Source organism: Allobosea sp. LC85, assembly GCF_000735605.1.
Lineage (GTDB): Bacteria > Pseudomonadota > Alphaproteobacteria > Rhizobiales > Beijerinckiaceae > Allobosea.
Map to the genome: position 1 here is coordinate 175,604 of NZ_JPKG01000059.1, position 25,984 is coordinate 201,587.

At 65.1% G+C, this 25,984-nt stretch carries 35 protein-coding genes; 23 read left to right on the top strand and 12 right to left on the bottom strand.

What is annotated here, in order from left to right; genetic code table 11:
• The gene (locus FG93_RS27255) at window positions 1-483 is read right to left on the bottom strand and encodes a phage regulatory CII family protein (protein WP_043241024.1); all 483 of its coding nucleotides are present in this window, start codon (window positions 481-483) and stop codon (window positions 1-3) included.
• A gap of 83 nt (window positions 484-566) precedes the next feature.
• On the opposite strand from FG93_RS27255, the gene FG93_RS31500 reads away from it, so the two are divergent.
• The 20 genes from FG93_RS31500 to FG93_RS27345 all read left to right on the top strand — a co-directional run bounded on the left by FG93_RS31500 (window position 567) and on the right by FG93_RS27345 (window position 10,440).
• On the top strand, window positions 567-752 hold the full coding sequence (locus FG93_RS31500; protein WP_052514272.1) for a hypothetical protein: 186 nt from the start codon (window positions 567-569) through the stop codon (window positions 750-752).
• A gap of 248 nt (window positions 753-1,000) precedes the next feature.
• A complete protein-coding gene (locus FG93_RS27265; RefSeq protein ID WP_052514273.1) occupies window positions 1,001-1,732 on the top strand; it encodes an XRE family transcriptional regulator in 732 nt (243 codons plus the stop codon).
• Between the two features lie 321 nt (window positions 1,733-2,053).
• Window positions 2,054-2,482: a hypothetical protein gene (locus FG93_RS27270; protein ID WP_152579662.1), complete on the top strand. Its 429-nt coding sequence runs from the start codon at window positions 2,054-2,056 to the stop codon at window positions 2,480-2,482.
• 2 nt (window positions 2,483-2,484) lie between these two features.
• Window positions 2,485-2,934 carry a hypothetical protein gene (locus tag FG93_RS27275; RefSeq protein ID WP_043241035.1) on the top strand — a complete coding sequence of 150 codons (450 nt, stop codon included), beginning with the start codon at window positions 2,485-2,487 and terminating at the stop codon, window positions 2,932-2,934.
• Between the two features lie 24 nt (window positions 2,935-2,958).
• Window positions 2,959-3,363, top strand: coding sequence for a hypothetical protein (locus tag FG93_RS27280; protein WP_152579663.1), 405 nt, complete (start codon window positions 2,959-2,961; stop codon window positions 3,361-3,363).
• Window positions 3,363-3,515, top strand: coding sequence for a hypothetical protein (locus FG93_RS33075; protein WP_161783901.1), 153 nt, complete (start codon window positions 3,363-3,365; stop codon window positions 3,513-3,515). Before FG93_RS27280 ends, FG93_RS33075 begins: the two co-directional genes overlap by 1 nt.
• Window positions 3,512-4,198, top strand: a complete 687-nt coding sequence (locus FG93_RS31505) for a hypothetical protein (protein ID WP_052514274.1) — start codon at window positions 3,512-3,514, stop codon at window positions 4,196-4,198. Before FG93_RS33075 ends, FG93_RS31505 begins: the two co-directional genes overlap by 4 nt.
• Before the next feature lie 6 nt (window positions 4,199-4,204).
• Entirely contained in the window at window positions 4,205-4,546 is a 342-nt protein-coding gene (locus tag FG93_RS27290) for a hypothetical protein (RefSeq protein ID WP_043241042.1), read from the top strand.
• A gap of 35 nt (window positions 4,547-4,581) precedes the next feature.
• Window positions 4,582-5,556: a DUF2303 family protein gene (locus FG93_RS27295; RefSeq protein ID WP_081881942.1), complete on the top strand. Its 975-nt coding sequence runs from the start codon at window positions 4,582-4,584 to the stop codon at window positions 5,554-5,556.
• Between the two features lie 64 nt (window positions 5,557-5,620).
• Complete coding sequence (gene dnaN / locus FG93_RS27300) at window positions 5,621-6,736, top strand: DNA polymerase III subunit beta (protein WP_043241044.1); 1,116 nt, start codon at window positions 5,621-5,623, stop codon at window positions 6,734-6,736.
• 37 nt (window positions 6,737-6,773) lie between these two features.
• Window positions 6,774-7,241 (top strand): hypothetical protein, encoded by a 468-nt coding sequence (locus FG93_RS31510; RefSeq protein ID WP_152579664.1) that lies wholly within the window; start codon window positions 6,774-6,776, stop codon window positions 7,239-7,241.
• A complete protein-coding gene (locus FG93_RS27310) occupies window positions 7,238-7,618 on the top strand; it encodes an ASCH domain-containing protein (RefSeq protein ID WP_043241047.1) in 381 nt (126 codons plus the stop codon). Before FG93_RS31510 ends, FG93_RS27310 begins: the two co-directional genes overlap by 4 nt.
• A gap of 3 nt (window positions 7,619-7,621) precedes the next feature.
• Window positions 7,622-7,756: a hypothetical protein gene (locus FG93_RS33915; RefSeq protein WP_280114165.1), complete on the top strand. Its 135-nt coding sequence runs from the start codon at window positions 7,622-7,624 to the stop codon at window positions 7,754-7,756.
• Window positions 7,753-7,902, top strand: a complete 150-nt coding sequence (locus FG93_RS33080; RefSeq protein WP_161783902.1) for a hypothetical protein — start codon at window positions 7,753-7,755, stop codon at window positions 7,900-7,902. The genes FG93_RS33915 and FG93_RS33080 overlap by 4 nt, the downstream gene beginning before the upstream one ends.
• Window positions 7,889-8,077 carry a hypothetical protein gene (locus FG93_RS27315; protein WP_043241049.1) on the top strand — a complete coding sequence of 63 codons (189 nt, stop codon included), beginning with the start codon at window positions 7,889-7,891 and terminating at the stop codon, window positions 8,075-8,077. The genes FG93_RS33080 and FG93_RS27315 overlap by 14 nt, the downstream gene beginning before the upstream one ends.
• Window positions 8,070-8,999 (top strand): DUF5131 family protein, encoded by a 930-nt coding sequence (locus FG93_RS27320; RefSeq protein ID WP_043241051.1) that lies wholly within the window; start codon window positions 8,070-8,072, stop codon window positions 8,997-8,999. The genes FG93_RS27315 and FG93_RS27320 overlap by 8 nt, the downstream gene beginning before the upstream one ends.
• Window positions 8,996-9,187, top strand: a complete 192-nt coding sequence (locus FG93_RS27325) for a hypothetical protein (RefSeq protein WP_152579665.1) — start codon at window positions 8,996-8,998, stop codon at window positions 9,185-9,187. The genes FG93_RS27320 and FG93_RS27325 overlap by 4 nt, the downstream gene beginning before the upstream one ends.
• Window positions 9,180-9,410 (top strand): hypothetical protein, encoded by a 231-nt coding sequence (locus FG93_RS27330; RefSeq protein WP_043241058.1) that lies wholly within the window; start codon window positions 9,180-9,182, stop codon window positions 9,408-9,410. The genes FG93_RS27325 and FG93_RS27330 overlap by 8 nt, the downstream gene beginning before the upstream one ends.
• Window positions 9,411-9,416: 6 nt before the next feature.
• A complete protein-coding gene (locus tag FG93_RS27335; protein ID WP_052514276.1) occupies window positions 9,417-9,950 on the top strand; it encodes a 3'-5' exonuclease in 534 nt (177 codons plus the stop codon).
• Between the two features lie 229 nt (window positions 9,951-10,179).
• Entirely contained in the window at window positions 10,180-10,440 is a 261-nt protein-coding gene (locus FG93_RS27345; protein WP_043241062.1) for a pyocin activator PrtN family protein, read from the top strand.
• A gap of 284 nt (window positions 10,441-10,724) precedes the next feature.
• Here the strand turns inward: FG93_RS27345 and FG93_RS27350 are convergent, their stop codons facing one another.
• The 6 genes from FG93_RS27350 to FG93_RS27375 all read right to left on the bottom strand — a co-directional run bounded on the left by FG93_RS27350 (window position 10,725) and on the right by FG93_RS27375 (window position 16,746).
• Window positions 10,725-11,615: a class I SAM-dependent methyltransferase gene (locus tag FG93_RS27350; protein ID WP_348270495.1), complete on the bottom strand. Its 891-nt coding sequence runs from the start codon at window positions 11,613-11,615 to the stop codon at window positions 10,725-10,727.
• Between the two features lie 195 nt (window positions 11,616-11,810).
• Window positions 11,811-12,533, bottom strand: a complete 723-nt coding sequence (locus FG93_RS27355) for a GntR family transcriptional regulator (RefSeq protein ID WP_043241064.1) — start codon at window positions 12,531-12,533, stop codon at window positions 11,811-11,813.
• A 126-nt stretch (window positions 12,534-12,659) separates the two neighbouring features.
• A complete protein-coding gene (locus FG93_RS27360; protein ID WP_043241556.1) occupies window positions 12,660-13,490 on the bottom strand; it encodes an ABC transporter permease in 831 nt (276 codons plus the stop codon).
• A gap of 4 nt (window positions 13,491-13,494) precedes the next feature.
• Complete coding sequence (locus FG93_RS27365; protein ID WP_043241067.1) at window positions 13,495-14,382, bottom strand: ABC transporter permease; 888 nt, start codon at window positions 14,380-14,382, stop codon at window positions 13,495-13,497.
• Complete coding sequence (locus tag FG93_RS27370) at window positions 14,379-15,452, bottom strand: ABC transporter ATP-binding protein (RefSeq protein WP_043241070.1); 1,074 nt, start codon at window positions 15,450-15,452, stop codon at window positions 14,379-14,381. The genes FG93_RS27365 and FG93_RS27370 overlap by 4 nt, the downstream gene beginning before the upstream one ends.
• Before the next feature lie 100 nt (window positions 15,453-15,552).
• A complete protein-coding gene (locus tag FG93_RS27375) occupies window positions 15,553-16,746 on the bottom strand; it encodes an ABC transporter substrate-binding protein (protein ID WP_043241074.1) in 1,194 nt (397 codons plus the stop codon).
• 139 nt (window positions 16,747-16,885) lie between these two features.
• Between FG93_RS27375 and FG93_RS27380 the strand changes: the two genes are divergently transcribed.
• From FG93_RS27380 to FG93_RS27390, 3 genes are all read left to right on the top strand, one after another.
• Window positions 16,886-17,578 (top strand): GntR family transcriptional regulator, encoded by a 693-nt coding sequence (locus FG93_RS27380; protein WP_052514278.1) that lies wholly within the window; start codon window positions 16,886-16,888, stop codon window positions 17,576-17,578.
• Window positions 17,579-17,632: 54 nt separating this feature from the next.
• Window positions 17,633-18,829, top strand: a complete 1,197-nt coding sequence (uxuA, locus tag FG93_RS27385; protein WP_043241078.1) for a mannonate dehydratase — start codon at window positions 17,633-17,635, stop codon at window positions 18,827-18,829.
• Between the two features lie 145 nt (window positions 18,830-18,974).
• Window positions 18,975-19,265, top strand: a complete 291-nt coding sequence (locus FG93_RS27390; RefSeq protein WP_043241081.1) for a GIY-YIG nuclease family protein — start codon at window positions 18,975-18,977, stop codon at window positions 19,263-19,265.
• Window positions 19,266-19,521: 256 nt separating this feature from the next.
• Here FG93_RS27390 and FG93_RS27395 read toward each other — a convergent pair whose 3' ends face one another.
• The 5 genes from FG93_RS27395 to ntrB all read right to left on the bottom strand — a co-directional run bounded on the left by FG93_RS27395 (window position 19,522) and on the right by ntrB (window position 25,964).
• Window positions 19,522-20,664, bottom strand: coding sequence for an alpha-D-ribose 1-methylphosphonate 5-triphosphate diphosphatase (locus FG93_RS27395; protein WP_052514279.1), 1,143 nt, complete (start codon window positions 20,662-20,664; stop codon window positions 19,522-19,524).
• 187 nt (window positions 20,665-20,851) lie between these two features.
• Window positions 20,852-22,441, bottom strand: a complete 1,590-nt coding sequence (locus FG93_RS27400) for a sulfite reductase subunit alpha (RefSeq protein ID WP_043241084.1) — start codon at window positions 22,439-22,441, stop codon at window positions 20,852-20,854.
• Entirely contained in the window at window positions 22,438-24,234 is a 1,797-nt protein-coding gene (locus FG93_RS27405; protein ID WP_043241087.1) for a NirA family protein, read from the bottom strand. Before FG93_RS27405 ends, FG93_RS27400 begins: the two co-directional genes overlap by 4 nt.
• 13 nt (window positions 24,235-24,247) lie before the next feature.
• Window positions 24,248-25,045 (bottom strand): ABC transporter ATP-binding protein, encoded by a 798-nt coding sequence (locus FG93_RS27410; protein WP_043241089.1) that lies wholly within the window; start codon window positions 25,043-25,045, stop codon window positions 24,248-24,250.
• 13 nt (window positions 25,046-25,058) lie between these two features.
• A complete protein-coding gene (ntrB, locus tag FG93_RS27415; RefSeq protein ID WP_043241560.1) occupies window positions 25,059-25,964 on the bottom strand; it encodes a nitrate ABC transporter permease in 906 nt (301 codons plus the stop codon).
• Window positions 25,965-25,984: the final 20 nt, after the last annotated feature.

The following is a 25,984-nucleotide window of genomic DNA, read 5'->3' on the forward strand; positions in this document are numbered from 1 at the left end:
TCAGTTCCCCGCCAGCGGAGCGAGCCGGTTCAGCAGCGCCGTCATGCTGTCGATATGGGTCATGGCGCTCTTCATCAGCCCCTTGACCTCGCCGGGCGTCAGCTTCTGGTCTTCGAGCGCCTCGGCCGCTTCGGCCTGGAACCGGGCATGGCTGCCGGTGATGCGCACGACATCGGTCATCAGATCGACCTGGGCCGCTTCGCCGGCCGCGATCGGCTCCAGCCGGTGGCCGGTCAGCGAGGCCAGCATGCGCGAGAAGATCGGCTTGCCGATCGCGCTCTCGAGCATGAACACCACTTCGAGCGGCATCTGGTCGCGATAGGCATCGCCGCACCAGCGCGAGATCGCGCCGCGAGAGAAGCCGGTGATCTGCTCGACACGCTCGGGCCCGGTCGAACCAGGTGCGGCACAGGCCATAACCAGAGCGCGGGTGGCGGTCTTGATCAGCGTGATCAGCCCATCGGGCAAAGCGATATCGCTCACGAAAAAAGCTCCTGTGCTTTTTCGTTGGGAAAACGGCGGTTTGGATCGAATGTCGCTAGGTCAGGTCACGGAGGCGGAACCCCATGGATCACCAGGCGAAGGCCACGGCCGGAGAGACCCGGCAGCAGCGGATAGCGCGGGCGCGCAGCGCACTTGGCGCAGCGCTGGTGCAGATGGCGAAGGCGGAGAAGCGGGTTTATGATGAAGCCCCCGCAGAAGGCGAAGGCCGTGGCACGGAGGCGGGCCAGTCGGCACCGTCCGGCCAGTGATCCGAGAACCACTGGAGGGCGCGATCGGCGCGACGGAGGGTCAGGGTCAAGTTGGCACCGACCAGACCCGGCAACAGACGCCGATCGCCAACCGCATGCATGGAGACCCTTGCGAGGGGCACCTGCTTGGCCAAACAATAGGCCGATGCGACAGCCATGAGTTGGTCGGTGAACAACATGCGTTGAAGGATAGGGGTATAATTACACCTATGTCAAGGCATTCATACCCCGATGCGGCGGGACCGCGCATGATGTATTCCTACATCATGCCCAACACTCTCGCAGACCGGATCCGCCAGCGCTTGGCTGACCTGAATTTGAGCGCCTATGCGGCGTCGCTGAAGGCCAGCGACGGCGCCAGCAAGGATATGATCAAGAACATCCTCAATGGACGCAGCCTGCATCCGCGTGCGGATACCTTGGAGAAGTTGGCGGCGGCTCTTGAAACGAGCGTGGATCAGCTGTTGCATGGTGACGGACCACCGCCGCCGCCTCCATTAGCCACCGAGCCCCCGAAGTCGAATGTCCGCTTGTCCGAGTTGCGTTTCCCGCCAGGTTCCATTTCGGCAGGCGGCAGGAATTTGCCGGTGATGGGGACAGCAGCTGGCAGCCTGGGGAAAGGCGCATTCCGCCTCGAGGGCGGCGTCATCGACTATGTCGTCCGGCCAGAAGTGCTGCGGAACGTCAAGGACGCTTACGGCATCTATGTCGAGGGCGAATCGATGTATCCGGCGCATCCGCATGGCGAACTGCGCATCATTCACCCGCACCGCCCCTGCCAGATCGGCGACACCGTCGTCATCGTTGCAAAGTACACCGAGGACGGCCCTACCGAGGCATGGATCAAGAAGCTGGTGAAACGCTCCGGCGACAGGATCATCGTGGAGCAATACAACCCGCCGGCGCAGATCGAGTTCGATCGCCGCTATGTCGAGACCTGCCACAAGGTCCTGACGATGAATGATTTGCTTGGCATATAGAGACCCTGTTCGGCCGCGCCCCGCTTGGGGCCGCTGCCGACGTCGCCTACCTTCGCGAAAACTGCGAAACGTCGAAGGAAGCAGATTCGAACAAGTGCCGCGTGCGCGCTCGTTTTAACTACACACAGCACAAGACCGATACGCCTGGCGGCATGTTCAAGCGCACCGTCCTGATCGCACCGCAGATCGAATTTGCCCGAATCGGCAAGCCAAGGCGGTAAAGCGCCGCAGAAGCGCGATGAGGCACAAATACACCCTACCCCATTGACAGGGTAAAAATACACCGGCATAAATACCTCCATCAACCCGATGGAGGCCGCCTTGGCACACCGATCGAGCAACGATCTTTCCGACGACCGGCGCCTTGCGCAGCTACGGCTTGCGCTGGCTACGACTGAGAGCCTCTTCCAGGAATATGCGGAGTTTCGCCGGGAGCGCGGCGAGGTAGACCCGGTCAGCTTCGGCGGGGACGCGCTTCAGGATGTTGCTGTCGATCAGCCCCTCGACATCATCCAGGAATTCGAACGCAGCGGCGCCACCATAGCCGTAGATTTTGCCGGCGAACGCGCCGAGCAGAAATTCCATCTGGATGATCAGCGGATCAGCCTCCGGATCGCGTTCAACGGCCATCTCTTCACCCTCCAGCAACTCGCCAGCCTCGCCGAAGCCGCGACCAACCGCAAGGCGGGCTGGCATTACTGGGATGGCGCGCGCTGGAGCGCCTCCGCCATCGTGCGCGAGGAGGCCTGATCATGGCCTTCCTCCCGCTCCTTCCCAGTTCCGGCCCAGTTGTCCGCGGCAAGCGCCTGCGAATCATCGTCGGCCGCTCCGGTCGCAACCTTGACCGCCGCCGTGTCACCTTCGCGCTCTCCCGGGAGCTTGCCGAAGCGCTGAACTGGCAGCCTTCCGATCGCATCGTCATCAGCCTCGGTCTCGGCACCGATCGCGGCCGCGTCCAGCTTGTCCGCGTCGAGAAGCAGCGCGCCGGGCATAAGCTCATCACCACGCCGAACTCCAAGGTCCTTCGGGTCAGCGTCACCACGCCGGCAGTGCTGCAGGGCGAGGATGTCGCGCCGCTGCTCGATGCCTTCCTCGATCCAGCCGCCGCCGATTTCGCCATTCAGGACGGCGCGCTGATCGCGACGCTCCAGCCCCTGCGCGCGAGCCAGGCGCAACTCCCCCCGCTTCACGTCGTCGCCTGAACCTCTCACCCGATGGAGGCCGCTTTGTCACAAGCCCCTGCCCCAGCTATCGGCCGCGCCTGGCTCGAAAGCCGCAAAGCCGTCGATGACGGCTATATCTGGCCCTTTCCCCGTCACCAGATGCAGGCACGGGGCGCCATCCGCAAGCGGATGGTCGAGGACATCCAGGAGATGGTGCATGACGGCGGCGCGGAAGCCGTCGTCACCATCGCAGACCTCCTGAACAAGGGCTGGCCCGGCGAGACCGTGCTCGCCCATGGCGTCATCGCCTTCCAGATGTTCCGCGCCGAGAACGGCCCGACGCCAAAGCCGATACGGCTCGGCAGCCGGCGCGACAGCGTCCGTCATATGGCGCGCGACGCCGTCGCCCTCGGTCTCTTCATCGCCAGCACGCTCCTGATCGCCGGCGTTACCGCGGGTGCGATCTGATGACGGCCGCCCTCACCCTTACGGAGGTCTTCGCGGCCGGGACGGACGTGACCGTATTCGTCATCGGCCTCATAACGCTGGTGCTGCGGATCATCTGGCTCGTCGTCCTGCCGGTGCTCGGCTTCTCCTGGCTCGCGGGGTGGCTGAAATGACCTGGCTCCAGACCGCATCGGGCCGTGCCTTTGATCTGCTGCGCCCTGACTGGCGCCAGGTGGATTTTCAGGTCGATGTTCCCGAGGCGCTGGCGCGCATCGCCCGCTTCACCGGCCATGTCAGCTCCGGCCCCTATTCCGTGGCCCAGCATTGCGCGCTCGGTGCTGATGCCGTCTTCCACGCCACGAAGGACAGGGCGGCGGCAGCAGCCTTCCTGTTGCATGACGCGCACGAGGCCTATCTCGGCGACGTTGCGACGCCGATCGCGCAGGCGCTTGTCGAACGCGTCCGCTTCTTCGAGGGCCATATCCTCGGCGACATCGTCACGAAGGCGCAGAAGTCGCTGAAAGGGACGCTCGACAAAGCGATCTATTTCGCGGCCGCCGGCTGGGGCGAAGGCTGCCCCCCTGCCTATCGCGAGATCGTTCGCATCTACGATATCCGGATGCTTGCTGCGGAACAGGCGCAGTTGCTCGGCCGCTGCAGCAAACCCTGGCCGAGCCTTGAAGGCGTCGAACCTGCGCGCATCGCCGGCAAGCTCACCGTCTGGCCCTGGCCGAAGGCCGCCGACGAATACCGCGAGCGCCTGCGCCGCTACCTGCCCGAGCGCTTCGGCGCCGGACCATCCCCCAGCCCGAGGCCGAGCCGCACTGGCGCGCGCCGCATTCTCACGGAGGCCTGAGAGCCGATGAAACGCATTCGCGACGCGCAGACCATCATTGGCTCGCTGGAGGGCGGCGAGGTTTCCGCCGAACTCTCCACGGCGATCACTGGCGCGCTGAAGCACCTGAAGGAGCTTTGCGGCAACCGTCCCAAGGCGAAAGCCAAGGGAAAGGTCGCGCTCGTCCTTCACCTCGAGGTCGAGCACAACACCGTCACCGTCGAGGCGGAGATCGCCCAGACCCTGCCGAAGAAGCCGCGCGGCTCGTCCTTCTACTGGGTCACCGACGAGGGCGAGCTCTCCACCGAGCATCCCCAGCAGACCGACATGTTCGCCGGCCCGCGCGGCGTTGCCGCCGCCGGCGCCTGACCCCCGCCCCTCTCCCCAGCAAGGATACCTGATCCATGGCCAAAACCGAGCCCGCCGCCACCGAAGCTCTCGTCGCCGAGGCTTTCCTCGAAGGCGCCATCCCCAATTCCGACAGGGGCATCAATGCCATTGTCGACCTGACTCGGAAGAGCCTCTCTGCCGAGATCATCAACGTGTCCGTGCCAAATCTCGGCCCGGGCCTGCCTACACAGATCCCGGTTCTGATCGACCGGAGGACCGGCGAAGCGAAACCGGCCGGGCACCTGATCGAAGCCTTCCGCACTAAGCCGGCGGAAAAGCGCGGCACGGCCAAGGCGCTGACCCTGCAGTCCTTCATCGACCTGACGAACCGCCACAAGACCGTTCATTCGGCCGTGTTCGCCGACACCAACTGGAAGGCGCCAAGCTTCCAGGCTGTGATCGACTATCACGACAAGGAGAGTGCGGGCGCCGCCGAAAATCTGAAACACCGGATGGCCTACAGCTTCCCGGCCTCCGAGGAATGGAAGGCCTGGGTCGCGCAGAACGGCGAGCCGATGGAGCAGGGCCTGTTTGCTGCCTTCCTCGAAGATCGCATCGCTGATCTCTCGGCCCCGACCGATGCCGAGCGGATCTGGCTGGAGCGCGATTTCGGCACGACCGTAGCAACGCCGGCCCAGCTCATCCAGCTGTCGCGCGGCCTGCAGGTCAATGTCGACAGCGTCGTCAAGAACATCGTCAATCTCGCGACCGGCGAGGCCCAAGTCGCCTTCGAGGAAACGCATACGGACAGCGATGGCAAACCCCTGAAGGTGCCCGGCCTGTTCATGCTTGCGATCGCGCCCTTCTTCATGGGCGAGAAGATCAGCCTGCCGGTGCGCCTGCGCTACCGCAAGAGCGGTCAGAAGATCGTCTGGTTCTACCAGATGTACCGCCCGGACCAGTTCGTCACCGAGCGCGTGCGCGATGACCTGATCACCGTCGCCGACAAGACCGAACTGCCGACCTTCGAAGGCTCCCCCGAGGCCTGACAAGCCTCCCACCTGGCGGGGCCGCGAGGCCCCGCCCCTTTCCTTCAGTCAGAGGCGCTCGCCCATGAAACTCACCATCGCCCGCGCCGCCCTGCTCAAGGCGCTCGAACCGGCGCAGCGCATCGTCGAGCGCCGCAATACCATCCCGGTCCTCTCCAACCTGCGCCTGGTCGCGTCCGACGATACGCTGACGGTCACGGGAACGGATCTCGATATCGAACTACGCATCCCGGCACCGGCCGAGGTCGCAACGCCCGGCGCCCTGACGGTGTCGGCGGCCCGGATTTACGAGATCGTGCGCAAGCTGCCCGACGAGGCGAAGGTGTCGATCGAGGCGAAGGACGAGACCAGTCTCAGTCTCACATCGGGCCGCTCGCGCTTCACCCTGCAGACGCTGCCGGACAGCGATTTCCCTGACATCACCACCGGCGAGATGAGCCACAGGTTCGACATGCCGGCGGCCGCTCTGGCAGGGCTGATCGCGGCGACACAATTCGCGATCTCGACCGAGGAGACGCTCTATTACCTGAACGGCATTTTTCTGCATCAGCGCGAGCACGACGGCGCGCAGACCCTGACCGCAGTAGCGACGGACGGTCACCGCCTGGCGCGCATCCACTGTCCCCTGCCCGCGGATGCCGCCGGCATGCCGAACGTGATCGTGCCGAGGAAGGCCGTGGCCGAGATCGCCCGCCTGCTCGACAAGGCAAAGCAGGATGTCACGGTCGAGCTCTCCGTCACCAAGATCCGCGTCACGATCGAGGGAATGGTGCTCACCTCGAAGCTGATTGACGGCACCTATCCGGACTATCAGCGCGTCATCCCGATGGGGAACTACAAGCGCGCTACGGCCGAGGCGAAGACGCTGGCCGATGCCGCCGACCGCGTCGCCACGATCTCCGGCGAGCGCGGCCGCGCCGTGAAACTCGCCTTCGGCGATGGCCGCGTCGTCCTCTCCGTGACCAACCCGGATTCCGGTTCGGCCACTGAAGAGGTCGATTGCGAGTATGAGGCGAGCCCGATCGAGATCGGCTTCAACGCCCGCTATCTCAGCGAGGTCCTCGGCGTCCTCGGCGGCGACACCGTCCTGATCAGGCTCGCCGATCCCGGCTCCCCCACCATCCTGCAGACGCGCGAAGGAGCAGACCTGCTCATCGTGCTCATGCCGATGCGCGTCTAGCGCTCCCCGCTCACGCTCACAGCGAAAGGACCACCACATGACCACGTTGGGCCTGAAAGACTGCCGACCGGAGGTTCTGTCGTTCGCGCTTCTCATGGAACGCGAGCTGCGGGCGAACGATCACAAGTCGGGCTGGAAGGGCGATTGCCCCGATACGCTCGCGGAGCGGGTCGAGGAGGAAGCCGAAGAACTCCGGCGCGCGTCGATCGATTGGATGGGGCACGTCGCGCACAGCGAGCGCCCGCTCAGCGAGGCCGTTGCGGAAGAGGCCGCCGACGTAGCCAACATGGCGATGATGGTCGCCGACGTTTGCAATGCTCTGCCGCCTGCCCCGTCGATCGACAATGGCCAAGCCGCCGCGCTGGCCGGCCTGGTCGACGCGTGGGAGAGCCTGCCGGGAGGCAAGTTCTATTCCATGAAGGTCATCGAAGCTTGGCTCATCGACAAGATGGCCCCGGCCGTCAATCAGGCCCGCGCATTGCTCGGCCGGAGTGTGTCGGCATGAAGGCGCTCTCCATCATGCAGCCCTGGGCCTGGCTGATCGTCAACGGCCACAAGGCGATCGAGAATCGCAACTGGCGCTGCCACTACCGCGGGCCGGTGCTGATCCATGCCGGGAAGAAGGTCGACACCTGGGCGCGAGCCGACCTATGGCGCGGCCGCCATCCTGTGACGGGCGCTCCGATCGCCCTCGATCTTCCTGACGCATTTGATCGCGGCGGCATCGTCGGCGAGGCCGAGATTGTCGACTGCGTCGAGCGCAGCGACGACCCCTGGTTTGTCGGCCGCTTCGGCATCGTCCTGCGCAACGCTCGGCCCCTGCCATTCCGGCCCTGCAAGGGCGCGCTCGGTTTCTTCGAGCCGAAATTCGAGGAGGCCTGAGCGATGGGCGCCCTGGCCGGCCTTCTCAGCACCCTGATCCTGGCGGCGGTCTTCGGGCCGCGCCAGACCGGGCGGTTCCTCGCCAAGATCCGCATCGGCTACCGCGCCCAACTCCGCGACGAAGGAGAGTCCCCATGACGCGCTGGCTCGACACATTCCCTCCGCTCGATCGCGAACTCGGCTTCTACCTGCTGCTCGCTAGCTTCGCCGTCTATGCACTCGCGCGCCTTGTCCAGGGCGCTTGCCACGCTGAACAGGGGGGCCGCGACCATGGGCCTCTTTGACCTGGTGAAGAACACTGTCGAGGGCGTCGCGCAGGCGACCGTCAACGTGGCAAAGCTGCCGCTCGGCGCGCTCGTCGCGCCGCTCGACGACGGCAAGTCGATCACGGAAGCCGCAGAGGGCATCGCCGACGGCGTGCGCAAGATCGGCGACGCGGAGAACCGCGACAATGGCTGACGCGACCAAGATCGAATGGACCGACGCGACCGTCAATTTCTGGTGGGGCTGCACAAAGGTCGGGCCCGGCTGCGACCACTGCTATGCCGAGACGCAAAGCAACAGGTTCACCCCTGGCCACTGGGGCGTTGGCGCTCCGCGCCGGAAGATCGCGAGCGCCGGCAAACTGCTGAACCGTCTCGACAACGACTACGCATGGTGGGCAGCGGACGCGCAGATCGGGAAGCTGCACCCGAACTTGCGTCGGAGAGTCTTCGTCCAGTCAATGTCCGACCTGTTCGACCTCGAGGTGCCGCTCGAATGGTTTGCGGAGGCTTGGGGCAAGATCGTCCAGTGCGACCGCCTCGACATCCAGATCGTGACGAAGCGCATCAGCGCGGTCGAGAAGCGGCTGGCCGCGATCGGCGTCAATACCTGGCCGAAGCACGCCGGGCTGATGATCACGGTCGTGAACCAGGCGGAGTTCGACAGGGATGTGCCGCGGCTCCGCTCACTGAAGCGCCGCATGTCATTGCCGTGGATCGGACTATCTGCAGAGCCGCTGCTCGGCCCGATCGTCGGTGACTTCTCCGATCTCGACTGGATCATCGTCGGCGGCGAGAGCGGCAGGGGCGCGCGGCCAATGCACCCCGACTGGGCGCGCTCGATCCGCGACCAGTGTGCGGCTGCTGGCACGGCCTTCTTCTTCAAGCAGCATGGTGACTGGATCGCGTTCTATGACCGCGACATCGACGATCCGGACTGGCGCCGCTGCCCGCGCGTAGACGACCAGATGGGTCGTGGAGCCGAGCGTTACCACAACCTGGCCGGGGGCACGGGCTTCCATGGCGAGCGCGTTCTCGCGATGCGCAACGTCGGCAAGGCCAAGGCCGGACGGCTGCTCGACGGCGTCGAGCACAACGCCATGCCGAGGGCGGCGTGATGGCGCCCTTCCCCTACATCTATCGCTGGGACCGCTGCGGCCGAAAAGGCCAGCGCTGCCGCGTCTTCGCCAGGAGCCGGCGCTGGCCGAACGGCAAGAGCATGAACTCGGTCGGGCTCGAGTTCGAGGACGGGTTTCGGATGGTCTCCAGCGGCAACGCCCTGAAAAAGGTGAAGGCCGATGGCTGATCTCGCAACGCTCCGCCGCCGCCGCGATGAGGCGAAACTCGCGCTCGTTAAGGCCGAACTACGCCCGAAGAAGAAGGGCCGCGGCAAAGCACGCCGGCGCTTCGTCCAGGCCACAGCCGATCTGCTGCAGGCCGAACTCAATCACCGCAAAGCCGCCCCGCTGTTGCGCGCCCAGACGCGCCAGCGCGAGACGGCAGACCTCTTCAGCCAGATGGGAGCCTGACCAGCCATGGACATTGACCTGGAGACGCTGTCGAGCGCTCCCGACGCCGCGATCGTCGCGATCGGCGCCTGTACCTTCGCGACAGACGGATCCACTCTGGCCGCTCGCCGCGTCTTTCGGCAGGCCGTGCACCCAGACACATCCCAGAAAGCGGGCGGGCGCATCGACGCGCTGACCGTTGTCTGGTGGATGGGCCAGTCGACAGAAGCCCGCCAGGCGTGGACGCTTGCTCCGGCTCGCTCGATCCAGAGCGCGCTTCAGCAGTTCGCGCTGTGGTGCCTTCCCGAGTTCGACGGTGAGCGGGTGCGCGTCTGGGGTAACGGCGCCGGTTTCGACAATGTCATCCTGCGCGGCGCTTACGATCGCTGCGAGGTGTCGCCCCCCTGGCGCCATCAGGACGATCGTTGCTACCGAACGCTCAAGAACCTCCGGCCCGACATCGCTTACGAGCAGACCGGCACGGCACACGAAGCAGCTGACGACGCCGTATCTCAGGCGCTCCACGCCGAGCGCATCTTCGCCGCAATGAAGGGGGCCTGAGCCATGGCCACGACAAGGAAAACCAAATCCGCAGCGCCTCGCTGCGCGAAGCAGCCGGAAATCTCTCGCGAAGAATATCAAAGGTGGTTCCGCGAGGAGAAAGCTCGCGCGGACAGGTTGGCGGAAGAGCTCGGTAGGGCCCAGGCGACGATCGATGCCCAGGCGTTCATGCTGCACCTGAAGAGACATGTGCGACCGCTCGAAGACATCCCTTTTTGACGAGGCGCCGATGAACACTCTTTTCCTGCTGATGGCGCAATACAACGGCCAGGCCGTCATCCCCGTCGACCAGGTTTGCAAGGACTATTTCTCGCACCTGTCCTTCGACAAGTTTCTGCGCAAGGTCGGCGCCGGCGAGATCGAGATTCCCGTCACCAGAATGGAGGCCAGCCAGAAGAGCGCAAAAGGCGTCCACCTTCAGGATCTGGCCGAGTATCTCGACAAGAGACGGGCCGCGGCGCTGCGCGAATTGAAAGCCCTTTGTGGCTGATTTGGACGCGAACCTGACACGAAACAGGCCCCTCGCGGGGCCTTTTCTCTACAACAAATCTACAACATTTGAGAACAAAAAGATTAAGCTGCTGATTTCAAATCGCTATCCAGAACTATCGCGCCAATCCATCATGGGCGCGACGGAGAACCTGTATGACTGATAGTGCTGCATTTCATCCGGATGTGAGCGGTGCAAGTCGTGCTTCGCGTGCCCTTATACGCGAAACTGGGCGATTTTCGACCGGATTTGCTGACGGGTTTCAGCCGGGCGATCCACCGCGTTCAGAACTGGTAGCGCAGCAGCCGGCCCATGCGCCCGAGAGGCGGAAAGGCGGAGAGGAAGAGGACCGTCAGGCGGGCGGGCCAAGACATCCGGGCAATCTGGGCGGGATCATAGCCGCGTGGATCATAGGCGGTCAGATCGTTCCTGAGCTTCACGCCGGGAATGCGGTCTTCAAGCTCGCGCGGCTCGTCGATGCTCCAGAGCAGCCTGGCGCCGGTCGCCCGGACCGAACGATGATGGCTGACAAGCCATAATCCGAACGGGCTGAAGGCGTCGAAGACCAGCTCACCGTGCCCGAAATGCCCAACCAGCCGCTTGATGAGCCGCGGCACCGCATCCGGCCGGAGATACATGAGCAAACCTTCTGCAACGATCATCGTCGGCCGCCCCGCAGGCACGTCGTCGAGCCAGCCCGGCTCCGTCACCGAGGAGCCGATCAGGGTGTAACCCTGCCTTTCCGGATAGAGACGCCGGCGCAGCGCGACGACCTCCGGATAGTCCAGATCGAACCAGCGAACACCGGCGGGCGGATCGATCCGGAAGACGCGGCTGTCGAGGCCGCAGCCGAGATGCAGCACCGTCGCATCGGGGTTCCGCATGATGAAATCGCTGGTCCAGCCGTCGATCATATGTGCCCGCATCGCCAGGGCGATCATGTCGTCCCGGCTGACCCCCAGCCTTCCGAAGTCATAGTCGATGCGGCGGACAGCGCTCGCGGCGAAGCGATCATTCAGCAGGGAATCCCGCAGGCGGCTTTCCTCGCCCTTGGCATAGAGGGTGATGAGAAGGGTTTCCCGCTCCCTGGTCAGGGTCACCTTCTCGGGGAGCAATGGTTCGGGATCAGCCCGCGCCGGTCGCACCATGCGTCGTGTGGTCTGGCTGCGCGCCATGGGACGATCCCGGATCACGTTGCTGGATCGATCGGCGAGGGTCTCGGACGCTCCCCGAGTCTTCGATCATCGGAGAGTCTTGGATCATCGGACCGGATATCGTATCCGGTCCGATGATCTAAGCTTATGCGTTTGCATCGGCTTTGCCCCGAAAACCGCAATCCACTTTTCGGGCCGATGCTTTAAGCGCACCGATCAGGGCCTGTGCAGCACCTGCGTATGTGCCGGCATGACTTCGTCCTCGAACAGCTCGGGATAGTTCTGCGCGATCCGGGGCAAGGCATTGAGGATCTCGCGCAAGTGTTTGCGCATCTCGCATTCGGCCCCATCGGCATCTCCGGCCGCGATGGCATCGATGATCGCGACATGCTGCGCGATGAGCAGCGGAATCGGCGAGGCGCCGGGAAGCGACAGGTAGCGGACGCGGTCAGTCTGGGCGCGAGCGCCTTCGACGATGCGGGCGGCGTAGTCGCAATCGACGATCTCGGCGAGGGTCTGGTGAAAATTCTCGTCGAGCACCGCGAAGGAGGCGTGATCGGCAAGTGCAGACGCCTCGCGCTGGCGCTCGATCAGCCGGCGCAGCCGTATCATATCTTCCGCGGTGACCAATGCGCTGGCAGCGCGCGCAATGGCACATTCCACCGCCTCGCGCACGAAACGGGCATTGACGATTGCCCGCATCGAAACCTTCATCACACAGGTGCCGCGGCTGGGCAGGATCTGCACCAGGCCGGCTTCGGAGAGCTTGTTAAAGGCCTCGCGGACCGGCTGGCGGCTGACGCCGAAGCGGCCGGCGATATCCTTTTCCGAGAGCGCCTGGCCAGGCCTGAGCTGCGTGGCGAAAATCGCCCGCCGCAAGGACGATACCAGTTGCGGAGCGATCGGATCTTTAAGGCGGAGGCTAGGTTCCGTCGTCATGGGCAGAGAGTCCCGCTCATCCCCCATCCGTCGGACCATCTATATACCACTATGGTGGATGTCGCCATGCCCAGACGCCGCAGGGGTCCGGCCGCCTGAAGGCGGCCGGATTTCACTGTTGGCGTCCTATTTCTTGGCGCGGGCGACGATCTGCGTCGGGTTGACGAAGCGCAGCGCAATCACCAGCCAGATCAGCGTCGTGATCATGTAGATCACCGCCATGGCATCGATCGACTGCACGGCGCGCACGCCCGCAGCGAAGACCGCATAATAGAGGGCGACGACCAGCGTCTGGCTGGTCGGGCCTGCGGTCAGGAAGGTCAGCTCGAACATCGCGATCGTCCGGACCAGCACCAGCAGCAGCGCGGCCAGGATGCCCGGCATCAGCAGGGGCAGCAGGACGTGAACGAAGAGCTTGAAGGTGTTTGCCCCGAAGACGCGGGCGGCCGCCTCGATCTTGGTGTCGATCTGCTCGATGAACGGGATCATCACCAGGATGACGAAGGGAACGGTCGGCACCAGATTGGCGAGCACGACACCCGACATGCCGCCGGCAAGGCCGGCCTTGTAAAGCACCGTCGCGAGCGGGATGCCGAAGGTGATCGGCGGCACGAGCAGCGGCAGCAGGAACAGCAGCATGACGAGCTTCTTGCCCGGGAAATCCCGCCGCGCCAGCGCATAGGCGGCCGGCACGCCGAGCAGGCCCGAGAGAAACACGACCAGGAAAACGATCTGGAAGGTCACGCTCAGCACGTCGGACAGCTGGAATTCGCTCCAGGCGGCCGAATACCAGCGCGTGGTCCAGCCGGCCGGCAGCCATGTGCCGAGCCAGCGCGTCGCGAAGGAGCTCGTCACCACCGTCGCGATCATCGCGGCGAGGTTGAGGATGAAGAAGCCGATGAGGGTCCAGTTGGCGGCGGCCCAGAGCTTGCTGGAGAGACGGGTATCCTTGACCATGATCTCAGCCCTTCCCGCCGCCGGCGGGGCCACGGTAGAGCATGCCGCGCGCAGCCAGCACCACGACGACGATGCTGAGCTGGACCACGCCCATGATCATCGCAACCGCGGATGCCATCGAATAATCATACTCCTCGAAGGCAGCCTGATAGGCTGCGATCGAGATGACGCGCGTCGGGCCGGCCGGCGCCCCCAGCAAGACGGCCGAGGGAAAGACCGAAAAGGCCTGGACGAAGCTCAGGCAGAAGGTGATCGCCAGCCCGGGCAGCAGCAGCGGCAGCAGGATGTGCTTGAACCGTTCCCACGGCCCGGCACCGAGCGTCGCACCCGCCTGCTCTAGCGCCGGATCGACACCGGAGAGGTAGGACAGGGTCAACAGGAAGGTGAAGGGGAAGCCGGTGATGACGAGCGAAATGCAGACGCCCCAGTAATTGTGCAGGAGCTTCACCGGCGTCGAGATCAGCCCGAGCGTCAGCAGGGTGCGGTTGAACCAGCCCTGGGGGCCAAGATAATTCAACAGCCCTTGCGCGACGAGAACCGTGCCGAGCGTGATCGGAATCACGAGGATCGTGGTGAGCAGGCGCTGATGCTTCATCATCCGGACACGGAAGGCGATCGGGATCGCCAGCAGAAGCGTCACGATCGTGACCGGCAGCGCCAGCCAGAGTGTCGTCGCGATCGTTCCGTACAGGAAGGAATCCGAGAAAAAGCGCGTGTAGTTCGCCAGCATCGACCCGGTCTTGGGCGTGAAGGAGAGCACGAGCCCATAGAAGAACGGGTAGATGAACAGCGCCAGGAGGAAGAACACCGCCGGCAGTACCAGCAAGGTCAGAGAATCGATGCCGCGTGCGGCGAGCCTCTGGCTCAGGGGGATGGATGTCGTCGCGCTCACGCCGCCCCCCCGAAAACCAGGACGCGATCGGGATCTGCGGTCAGCGTGACCTCGCCACCCGGCGCGATACGGTCATGCGCCAGGAAGGAGAGATCGGTGCCATCCGCCATGCGGGAGAAGCCGACGAATTCGCGGCCGCGGAACTCGGTCGAAACGACGGACGCCTTGAGGCCGGCGCCCCCCGCAGCCGCGGGGTGAAGATCCTCCGGCCGGATCGCGAGCCAGGCCGAAGCACCGGGCGCCACCGCGCCGCGCACCCGCCCGACGACCTTGGCATCACCGACCGTGATGGTGGCACGCTCGCCCTCGACGGAGGCGACGCGGCCGGCAACCTTGTTGCGGAAGCCCATGAACTCGGCGACATCGAGATGGTCGGGCCGGGAGAACAGGTCCTCCGGCCCGCCGACCTGACGGACCTGGCCGTCACGCATCACGACGATGCGGTCGGCCAGCGACAACGCCTCTTCCTGATCATGCGTGACATAGATCGTGGTTGCGCCCAGCGTGTTGTGGATGCGGCGGATCTCGGCGCGCATCTCGAGACGCAGCTTGGCATCCAGATTGGAGAGCGGTTCGTCCATCAGCACCAGCGGCGGCTCGACGACAATGGCCCGGGCGATGGCGACACGCTGCTGCTGCCCGCCGGAGAGCTGGCCAGGCAGCTTCTCGGTCTGGCCCTGCAGCCGGACCAGCGCTGCGGCCTCGCCGACGCGCCGCTCGATCTCGGACTTCTGGACGCCGCGCATCTTCAGGCCGAAGCCGATATTCCGCTTCACGCTCATATGCGGGAAGAGGGCGTAGTTCTGGAACACCATGCCGAAGCCGCGCTCCTCCGGCCGCAGCGGATCGATGCGCCGATCGTCGAGCCAGATGCCGCCGCCCGTTGCCGGCAGGAGGCCCGCGATCAGGTTCAGCGTCGTCGACTTGCCGCAGCCCGACGGACCGAGAAGCGCGATGAACTCGCCCTTCTTGATCGTCAGCGACACGTCCTTGACGGCGTTGTGAGTGCCGAAGTCGCGGCTCAGATTGTCGAGCCGCAGCTCGCGGAAATTCGCAGCGTGAATCGTCATTTAGGTCACGTCTTTGGCAAGCGGCTGATGGATTCTGTCAGGGAGTGTGACGGCGATGCGAGCCGGCCGGAACCGGCTCGCTGTCATGAGCGGGCTTCGCTCACTTGCGCTTGGCGCCGCCGACTTCCTCGTCCCAGCGGCGGAAGGCGAGCACCATCTGGTCGGGATCGAGCGGCGTCTCGAGCGGCGTCTCGGCGATGAGCTTCTCGTATTCGGGGCGGCCGAACTCCTTGATCGCCGCCTGGCTCTCGGCGGGCGCCATATCGAGCGTCACGCCCTTCACCGCGGGACCGGGATAGAAATAGCCCTCGTCATAGGTGTAGGCCTGCTGTTCCTTGGTGAGCAGGAAGTTCATCAGGTCGAGCAGCACCGCGAGCTTTTCGCCCGAAACGCCCTTCGGGATGCACATGTAGTGCGCGTCCGTGACCCAATGGAACCCTTTGAGGGCACCGACCTTGGCTTCCTTGGGCACGACGCCGAGCACGCGCGGGTTGATGTCCCAGCCCGTGGTCGTGACGGTCATGTCGCGGGAGCCCTCGCCGAGCTCCTTCATCACCGCACCGGTGCCGGCCGGGTAGTACTCGACGTTCTCGCCCAGCGCCTTGAGATAGGCCCAGGTCTTGTCCCAGCCCTTCATCGGGTCCTTCGGGTTCGAATCCCCGAGGATATAGGGCAGGCCCATGATCCAGGTCCGGCCGGGGCCCGAATTGGCCGGGCGCGCATAGAAGAAGCGGTTCTTGTTCTCGCGGGTATAAGCGAGCAGTTCCTCGGCCGTCGTCGGCACCTTCTTGACCTTGTCGGGCATGTACTCAAGCAGCGGCCCGGACGGATAATAGGTCACCACGACGCCCTGCCCGCTTGCGAGCCCCTGCATCTTGGCGGCGCCGTCGAGATAGATCTCGTCGAGCTTCGGCAGGGAGCCTGCAAGCTGCGGCAGCAGCGGCGTCCAAAGCTTCTGCTCGACACCGGCGGAGAGCGCATCGGTACCGGTCAAAACCATGTCGATATCGACGCGGTTCGCTTCCTGCTGCGCCTTCAGCTTGCCCGGGAGCTCCGGCGCGGGCGCCTTGGTGAAGGTGATGCGCGAGACCAGGTTCGGCTTGGCCTTGCGGTAATTCTCGATCGCCTTCTGCGTCAGCGCCAGATTGCCGGCGACATCGACGACGGAAAGCGTGACCGGCGAGGTCGGCAGCTTGAGCTGCTGCGCGAAGGCGCCCGGCGCATAGGCCGCGGCACCCGCGAAACCGGCAACACCACCCAGAAAAATGCGCCGATTGATGCTGTCCTGGACCATGACTTCTCCCTTCCGTACGGGTTTCCCGCTTTTGGTTTCTTTTAAAGACACCTTTTGGGTGTCAGCCTCGGCGAAGTTCACATTGACGCCGCCTCGGAATGCCCGGTATCCTAGTATACTAGTGGACCAGAGCTTGGCAATGGGCAGCGCAGCGGCACGACAAAGCACAGACCAGATTCACCGCGCCTTGCGGGACGACGTCCTCAACGCGGTGCTCCTGCCGGGAGAGGCGATGTCTGAAGCGCGGATGGCCGTCCAGTTCGGGGTCAGCCGCACGCCCGTGCGCGAGGCCTTCAAGCGACTGGTCGACGAAGGGTTCCTGGTGGTCGTGCCGCAGGTCGGCACCTTCGTCGCGCCGATCGATCTGGCGGCAGTCTATGACAGCCAGTTCGTGCGCGAAACCCTGGAATGCCGCACCGTCACGCTGGCAGCCCAGCGTATCGACGATGCCGGGCGCGCCGCGCTGGATCGACTGATCACGCAGCAGGAACAGGCGCTTGCAGTGGGAGATCGCGTCAATTTCTTCCGTGCCGACGAGGCCTTCCATGCCGAGCTTTCGCGGCTTTCGGGCCACCCCTCGGTCTGGGGTCTGATCGAAGGCGTCAAGGCGCAGCTTGACCGCGTGCGCTGCCTGTCGCTCGAAGCAGCGTCCTGGCCCGGCATGATCATGGACCAGCATCGCGAGATCGCCGCGAAGGTCAGCGCCGGCGATGAGGTCGGCGCCGAGAAGGCGATGCGGGCGCATCTGCGCACGGTGTTCGACGCCATCGAGGCGATCGCACGCAACCATGTCGACGCCTTCGTCGCGGACACGCCGATCCGCAAGGTCTGAGCCGTCCGCATTCACTGCATCACCGACAAGAAACGACGAGGAAGGAACGCGACGATGGAACAAACTTGGCGCTGGTTCGGGCCGGACGATGTGGTGACGCTCGCCCAGGCACGACAGGCGGGCGCGCAAGGCATCGTCAACGCGCTGCACCAGATCCCCTATGGCGTCGTCTGGAGCGTCGAGGAGATCGAGGCGCGCAAGGCGATCATCGAGAAGGACAAGAGCCTCGGCCTGCGCTGGTCCGTGGTCGAGAGCCTGCCGATCCATGAGAGCGTCAAGATCGGCGAAGGCGATCTGGAGCCGATCTTCGTCAATTACCGCCAGTCGCTGCGCAACCTCGCGGCCTGCGGCATCGAGGTGGTCTGCTACAATTTCATGCCGGTTCTTGACTGGACCCGGACCGAACTCGCCTACCCCCTGCCCGGCGGCGGCACGGCGCTGCGCTTCAACCTGCATGAATATGTCGCCTTCGACCATTTCATGCTGGAGCGCCCGGGCGCCGCCGACGGTCATTCGGCCGAGGTGATGGACCGGGCCAGGACCTGGTTCGAGCGCTCGACCGAGGCCGATCGCGCCCGTCTGCTCGCCAATATCATGGCCGGGCTGCCCGGTGCCTATGACCGCTACGACGTGCCCGGGCTGAAGCGCATGCTCGCGCGCTATCATGAGATGAGCCATGACGGGTTGCGCGCCAATCTGAAGCGTTTCCTCGAGGCGGTGATCCCGACCGCGGAAGAGGTCGGGATCCGCATGTGCATCCATCCCGACGATCCGCCGCGCCCGCTCTTCGGGCTGCCACGCATCTGCTCGGACGAGCGCGATATCGCCTTCATTCTCGCTGCGGTCGACAGCCCGTCCAATGGCTTGACGCTGTGCTCGGGTTCGCTGGGCGCCAACCCAGCGAACGACGTGCCCGGAATTGCCCGGCGCTTTGCCGACAGGATCTGGTTCGCGCATCTGCGCAATGTCGCCAAGGATCCGGACGGTTCCTTCATGGAGGCCGAGCATCTTGGCGGCGACACCGACATGGTGGCGCTGGTCGATGCGCTGATGGCCGAGGAGCAGCGCCGCAAGGCCGCCGGCTGGCGCCACTGGCGCATCCCGATGCGGCCCGATCACGGCCATGAACTGCTCGACGATGTCGGCAAGGGCAGCTTCCCGGGCTACCCCGCCATCGGCCGCCTGCGTGGGCTCGCGGAACTGCGCGGCGTGATGACGGCGGTGGCGAGCTTGCGGGGATACGACGCTTAAACGTCATTACGAGTAGCGCAAGCGACCAAGCAGTCCAGCGTCTCGCAGATGGCCCTGGATTGCTTCGCTACGCTCGCAATGACGGATCGACGAGGCTCCTTAGACATTCTACCGTTGGATCACGCCACGCGGAACCTTTGCGGCCATGCGCGAGCCAGCCGTTTACATCATGGCCAACCGACGAAACGGTACGCTCTATGTCGGAGTTACATCGAACCTAGCGCAGCGGGTCTGGCAACATCGCGAAGCTGTGTTGCCAAGCTTCACCAAACGCTACGGCTGCAAGACACTTGTCTGGTATGAGCGCCATGAACGCATGGATGAAGCGATCGCCCGCGAAAAGCAGATTAAGGGCGGCTCTCGCACCAAGAAACGTGTGCTGATCGAAGCGATGAACCAGGGCTGGCGCGATCTCTACGAGGAGCTCTCCCTCTAGATCGCCGTGCGTCCGTTCGGACGCAGGATGGGCGATCTATCTCTTTGTTTGAGCATCGGATTTCTCCGAAAACTGGATTCCACTTTTCGGTCCGATGCTCGAAGCGGTCATTGCGAGGGAAGCGAAGCAATCCAGGGGGTGTGCGCGAGACCCCTGGATTGCTTCGCTTCGCTCGCGAGGCACGTCAGGACACCGAGGCGCTGCGCCTCGAAGCCCCGACCTTGCGAGAACTTCGAAACGGACCTGAGGGCTGATCTCAACCCAGAAGGCGCTGGTCGGCGAGCTGAACCAGCTTGCCGCCGGCGATGGTCGCGACGACGCGTGGCTGCGGCGCATCCTCGACGATGATCAGGTCTGCCCGTCTGCCCGGCGCGATCACGCCGCGGTCGGCCAGGCCAAGGGCTTCGGCAGGGGCTTGAGAGACCAGCCGCCAGGCGTCGGGAAAGCTCGCCGTGCCGTTGCGCGCCAGCATGAAGGGCGCCAGCAGCAACGCCGGATAGTAATAATCCGAGGCCAGGATGGTGCAGAGCCGCTTGCCCACCATATCCTCGGCAGCCGGGCAGCCGGTATGCGAGCCGCCGCGCACGACATTGGGCGCGCCGAACACCGTCGCCTCGCCATGCGCGACAGCCTCGCGCGCTGTCGCTTCATCCATTGGGAATTCCGCCACGGTCACGCCAAGCGAGCGATACCAGCGACGCATGTCCGGGCTCATGTCATCATGCGAGAGCGTCGGAATGCCGGCAGCCAGCGAGGCCTTGGCCAGCCGCGCCACCGATCCCGGCACTTCTTCGCCGCGGTCATGAACGTTCTGCGCCAAGGCCATGAAGTCGGCATGCGAGAGGCCGGTGCGCTCGACCATCTTGGCGACCTTGTCCGGCCGGGTCGTCTCCTTGAGGATGCCGCCGGTATGATCGTTGAAGGCCAGCACTCCGACGCGCCCCGCCTGCAGCCATGCGATGATCTCGGCCTCGGCATCGAGGTTGAAGGTCTCGTGGCGCAAGTGGAACCGGGTATCGGCCCCGAGTTCCGGCGCGAGCCGCGCGATCGCGTCGACCAGGCGCCGCGCATTCCCGGCTCCGCGCAGGCCGGGCTCCCAGGACCAGGTAACGCCGTGGAAGGCCGTGGTGATACCGCAGCTCAGCATGGCGCGATCGGCATCGCGCAGAGCAAGATCGATATCGAAGGACACGCGCGGCCGCGGCATGATGTGCCGCTCGAAGGCATCGCCATGACAATCGACCATGCCGGGCAGGACGAGCAGGCCGCTGGCATCGAGGCGCAGGGTGCCGTCAGGAGGTGACGCATCGAGGGCCGCGATGGAGGCTCCCTCCGTGACCAGATCGGCACGGGTGAGAGCGGCGGTGAGAACCGTCCCGCCCGTGATATGAAGTGACACGCCCGCCTCCGCCGCAACCCATGGGAGGGCGCGCTTGACTGGCCATCGTGACAGCAGGATGACAGGCGCGCCGGTCAGGCGAGGCTAGATCGCCGTGCGTCCGTTCGGACGCAGGAGCGGCGATCTAGCTCTTTGTTTAAGCATCGGATTTTTCCGAAAACCGGATTCCACTTTTCGGTCCGATGCTCTAATAGACATCCGCCTGATAGCGCCCGGCCTTCTTCAGGGCAGCGACATAGGCGACCGCGTCGTCGGCCGAGCGCTTGCCGTGCTCTGCCACGACATCGACCAGGGCGCGCTCGACATCCTTGGCCATGCGCTTGGCGTCGCCGCAGACATAGAAATGCGCGCCCTGATCCAGCCAGGCGAAGAGCTCGGCCCCGCGCTCGCGCATGCGGTCCTGCACATAGATCTTTTCTCTGCCGTCGCGTGACCAGGCGAGCGTCAGGCCATGCAGGATGCCGTCCTGCTTCAGCTCGTTCAGTTCCTCCTCATAGAAGAAATCGCTGGCGCGGCGCTGATGGCCGAAGAAGAGCCAGTTCCGGCCCGGAGCCTTCGTCGCCTTGCGATCCCGCAGGAATGCACGGAAGGGAGCAATGCCGGTGCCGGGACCAACCATGATGACCGGCGTCCGCGGATCTGATGGCAGGCCGAAGCCATGAGCGCGCTGGACATAGACCGGCAGCCTGTCGCCGGGGCTGACGCGCTCGGCGAGATAGGTCGAGGCGACGCCCCAGCGCGGGCGGTTGCCGATGGCATAGCGCACCGTGTCGACCGTCAGCGAAATGCGTCCCGGCGTATCGTTGAAGGAAGACGAGATCGAGTAGAGCCGCGGCTGCAGGCCATCGAGAGCCTCGATGAAAGCCTCGGCCGAGAGCCGGGCCCTGGCAAATTTGTGCAGGGTGCCGAGCACATCGAGCCGGTCGAGATCGCCGTCGGGATCCTCCCCCGCAGCGAGGCGCTTGGCCGTCTGACGTGTCTCGCCGCCGGTGACGTAGGAAATCAGCTGGAACAGCGCGTCCGGTGCAGGCCCGAGCGCGACATCGGCGATCAGTACTTCGCGCAGGGTCTTGCCGTCGATATCGGCGTCCGGCCGTGCGCCCAGGAGCCCGATCACGGCATCGACAAGACGGGGGTCATTGCCGGGGATGATGCCGAAGGCGTCGCCGACCACGTAGTCGAGCCCGCTTTCGGTCAGGTCGAGCTCGACATGATAGGTCTCCTTCTCGGAACCCTCGCCGTTGAGCTTGCGGCGCGAGAGGAAGGTGGCGAAGGCCGGGTTCTCGCGCGAGCGGCCAGCAGGGCCGGTCGGCGCCGCGGATACAGCGACTTCAGCCGGCATGCCGGCGGGCTCGCCGCCGGCCTTTTCCGTCAATGTCCTGAGCATGCGCAAGGTGTCCTTGCCGCCCGGCGCACACAGGTTGAGCCGCGGCTCCTTGCCTTCGGCGATCGCGGCCGAATAGGTCTCGCAGACATAGCCGCACTGGCCGCAATCCTGCTGTGCCATCGCCGCGAAGAGCTTTCGCGGCAGCGGCTTGCCCTCGGCAAGCTTCATGCGCTCGGCGATCTCCATCGCCGGGTCATGCCACGGAGCGCCGTCATCCTCGGCTCCGCCCATCATGGCGGCATTCTCGGCCGTGGAGAGCGCCGTCACACCGGCATTGTCGAGCGAGAGCAGGCCGGCGAAGAAGCCGTTGAGCCAGGAGCGCTGCTCCTCGCTGAAGGGCGCGGTCTCCGGCAGGACCTGGACGAGCGGGTTCCGCGCCTGCACGGTCATGCGGCGCCTCCCGTAGCATCGACCAGTTCCCTGAGCGCTGCGATCTCGTGGCGGCGGGCGAAGGCGACGAAGCTCTCGTCCGGCGAGACGCGGTGCATCTGCCAGACCCGCAGGATCTTTTCGACCAGCGCAGGCGCGTCCTCTGCACGCACATTCGCCTGGAAATCGCGCGCCATGCCGCCCTCGACGCCATAACCGCCGCCGACCAGGAGGTTGTATCCGGGCACGGTGTCGCCCTCTTCGTTGATGGGTACCTTGGCGCCGATCAGGCCGAGGTCGCCGATATAGTGCTGGGCGCAGGAGTGGTGGCAGCCCGTCAGGTGGATATTGACCGGCGTCTCCAGCATCAGGCGCTGGTCGCAATGGTCGGCGATGGCAAGCGCATCCTCCTTGGTGTGGGCAGCGGCGAACTTGCAGCCGGTCGCACCGGTGCAGGCAATCAGCCCGGCGCGGAGCACCGAGGTCTCCGCGGAGAGGCCGATCGCCTGAAGATTGGCGAGGGCGTCATCGACCCTCGCATCCGGCACGCCGGAGATCAGCAGGTTCTGCCAGACCGTCAGGCGGATATCGCCGTCGCCACATTGCTGCGAAATGGCGGAGAGAACACGCATCTGCGCGACCGTGAGCCTGCCGACCGGCAGCGCCACGCCGATCCAGTTCAGGCCGGGCTGGACCTGGGCATGCACGCCGATATGGGCGAGGCGGTCATAGACCGGGCGCGGCTTCACGAAGGCTGCCTCGACACGGATCAGGGTGCGGCCAAGCCTTTCCTCCACCACGGCAAGGAACTTGTCGAAGCCCCAGGCATCGAGCACGTATTTCAGCCTGGCCTTGGCGCGGTTGGTGCGGTCGCCATTGGCGATGAAGACGCGCACGATCGCATCGGCCACCGCGACGGCATCAGATGGCGCGACGACGATTCCCGTGTCGCGGGCGAGGTCGTGGTGGCCGGTGATGCCGCCGAGCGCGAGCCTGTACCAGATGCCCGGCTCAACCGGCCGGCCCGCGCAGGAAGCGCCCTCGCCGACCGCGATCGCCTGGAAGCCGATATCGTTGGTGTCCTCCAGCGTCGCGATCGAGCCGGCACCGTCGAAGGCGACGTTGAACTTGCGCGGCAAGCCGTAGAGCGAGCGGTCGTTGAGGATGTGATGGTGCCAGGCACGGGCATGGGGCCGGGTGTCGAGCAGTTCGAGCGGATCGATGCCGGCGGTCGCCGAGCCGGTGACGTTGCGGATATTGTCGGCGCCGGAGCCCTTGGCGGTGAGGCCGAGATCGGCGAGGCCTTCGAGCAGGAGCGGCGCGTTCTCGGCCGAAATCTCGCGAATCTGGAGATTGGCGCGGGTGGTGACATGGCTGTAGCCGCCGCCATGGCGCTCGGCGAGATCGGCGACGCCCTCGAACTGCCAGGCCTTGAGGATGCCGTTCGGGATCCGCAGCCGGCACATATAGCTGTTCTGCGCAGGGGCCACGTAGAACAGGCCGTGATAGCGCCAGCGGAAATTGTCCTCCGGCTTGGGATAGGTGCCCGAGGACGCCTGCTCCTTGAAGCGGGCATAGGCGTCGAACGGGTGCTCCGCCTGTTTCCATTTTTCCTGATCGACCAGCTTGCCTCCGGCGGCCGCCGTGCGCGCCTGGGCTTCCGCATGCTCCCTGTCAGGCCCGGATGGTGCCGCACCACCGCCCTCCCCCGTGCCGCCGAGCGGGCCGAGCCCGCGCGCTGCCCGCGCCGACTGCATGCCGCTCATGAAGCCTTCGAGATAGCGCTTCTGGTCCGGGGTGAAGTCGTTGCTCATCGCCGCGCCCGACTCACGCCGCCTCGACGAAGCGGTGGCGCTCGTAGAGGAATTTCAGAACCGCCTCGCGCGCCGCGATATAGGTGCGGTCCGAAACCAGATCGAGGCGCCTGCGCGGGCGCTCCAACCTGACATCCAGCACCTCGCCGATGCGGGCCGAGGGACCGTTGGTCATCATCACGATGCGGTCGGAGAGCAGCACAGCCTCGTCGACGTCATGGGTGATCATGATCATGGTGTTGCCGAGAGCGGCGTGGATCTGCATCACCGAATCCTGGAGATGGGCGCGGGTCAGCGCGTCGAGCGCGCCGAAGGGCTCGTCGAGCAGCAGGATCTTCGGCTCCATGGCGAGTCCGCGAGCGATGCCGACGCGCTGCTTCATGCCCCCGGAGATCTCGGCCGGACGCTTGTCCCTGGCATGCCCCATCTGGACGAGGTCGAGGTTGTGCATGATCCAGTCATGGCGCTCGGCCCGCGGCTTCGAGCGCCCGAAGACCTTGTTCACGGCAAGAGCGACATTGTCGTAGACCGTGAGCCAGGGCAGCAGCGAGTGGTTCTGGAACACCACCGCCCGTTCCGGACCGGGATCATTGACCTCCTTGTTCTCAAGCAACACGGCGCCCGCGCTGACCGGCGTCAGACCGGCGATGATATTGAGCAGGGTCGACTTGCCGCAGCCGGAATGACCGATGATCGAGACGAACTCGCCCTTGTCGATGACGAGATTGATGTCCTTCAACACCTCTGTCGTCGCGGCACCGCGGCGGAAGCTTTTGTCGACATGGTCGATCTTCAGATAGGGCGTGCTCATGGTGCGTTGCTCCTCAGTTCACCGCAGTGCCGCGGGTGACGATCGCGCCGATGGCGGCGACCAGCCGGTCGAGGATGAAACCGACCACGCCGATATAGACGAGCGCCACGATGATGTCGGAGAGGCGTGAGGAGTTCCACGCGTCCCAGATGAAGAAGCCGATGCCGACGCCGCCGGTCAGCATTTCGGCGGCGACGATGGCGAGCCATGACAGGCCGACGCCGATGCGAAGCCCGGTGAAGATGTAGGGCGCGGCGGAGGGCACCATGATCTTGAAGAAGAACTCGATCTGGTTCAGCCGCAGCACCTGCGCGACGTTGCGGTAATCCTGCGGGATGTTGCGGATGCCGACCGCGGTATTGATGATGACCGGCCAGATCGCGGTGATGAAGATCACGAAGATCGCGGAAGGCTGACTGTCGCGGAAGGCCGCGAGCGAGAGCGGCAGCCAGGCCAAAGGCGGCACCGTGCGCAGGATCTGGAAGACGGGGTCAAGCCCCCGCATCGCCCAGACCGACTGGCCGATCAGAGCCCCGACCAGGACGCCGACGACCGCCGCCAGGCCAAAGCCGATCGCGACACGCTGGAGCGACACCAGGATGCGCCAACCGAGTCCGATATCCTGGGTGCCGGCCCAGTAGAACGGTTCGGTGATCAGGTCTCTCGCCTCTTCCCAGATCTTGGTCGGTGGCGGCAGCGAGGATTGCGGCCCCGACGCGGCGATCTGCCAGAACAGCAGGATCAACGCGACCGTGACGAGCGGTGGCACGAGGTTCTGCAGGACCGGCGTGAACCAGGACATGACGCGCTGCGCCAGGGGCTTCGCCAGCGCCGGCGACAGGCTCACCACCTCCGCTTTCGCGGCCGGCAGGGCGACGACCTTCGCGTCAGTCGCATTCTTCAAGACCGCCTGACCCATCTCGCTGCTCCTCTCGATGT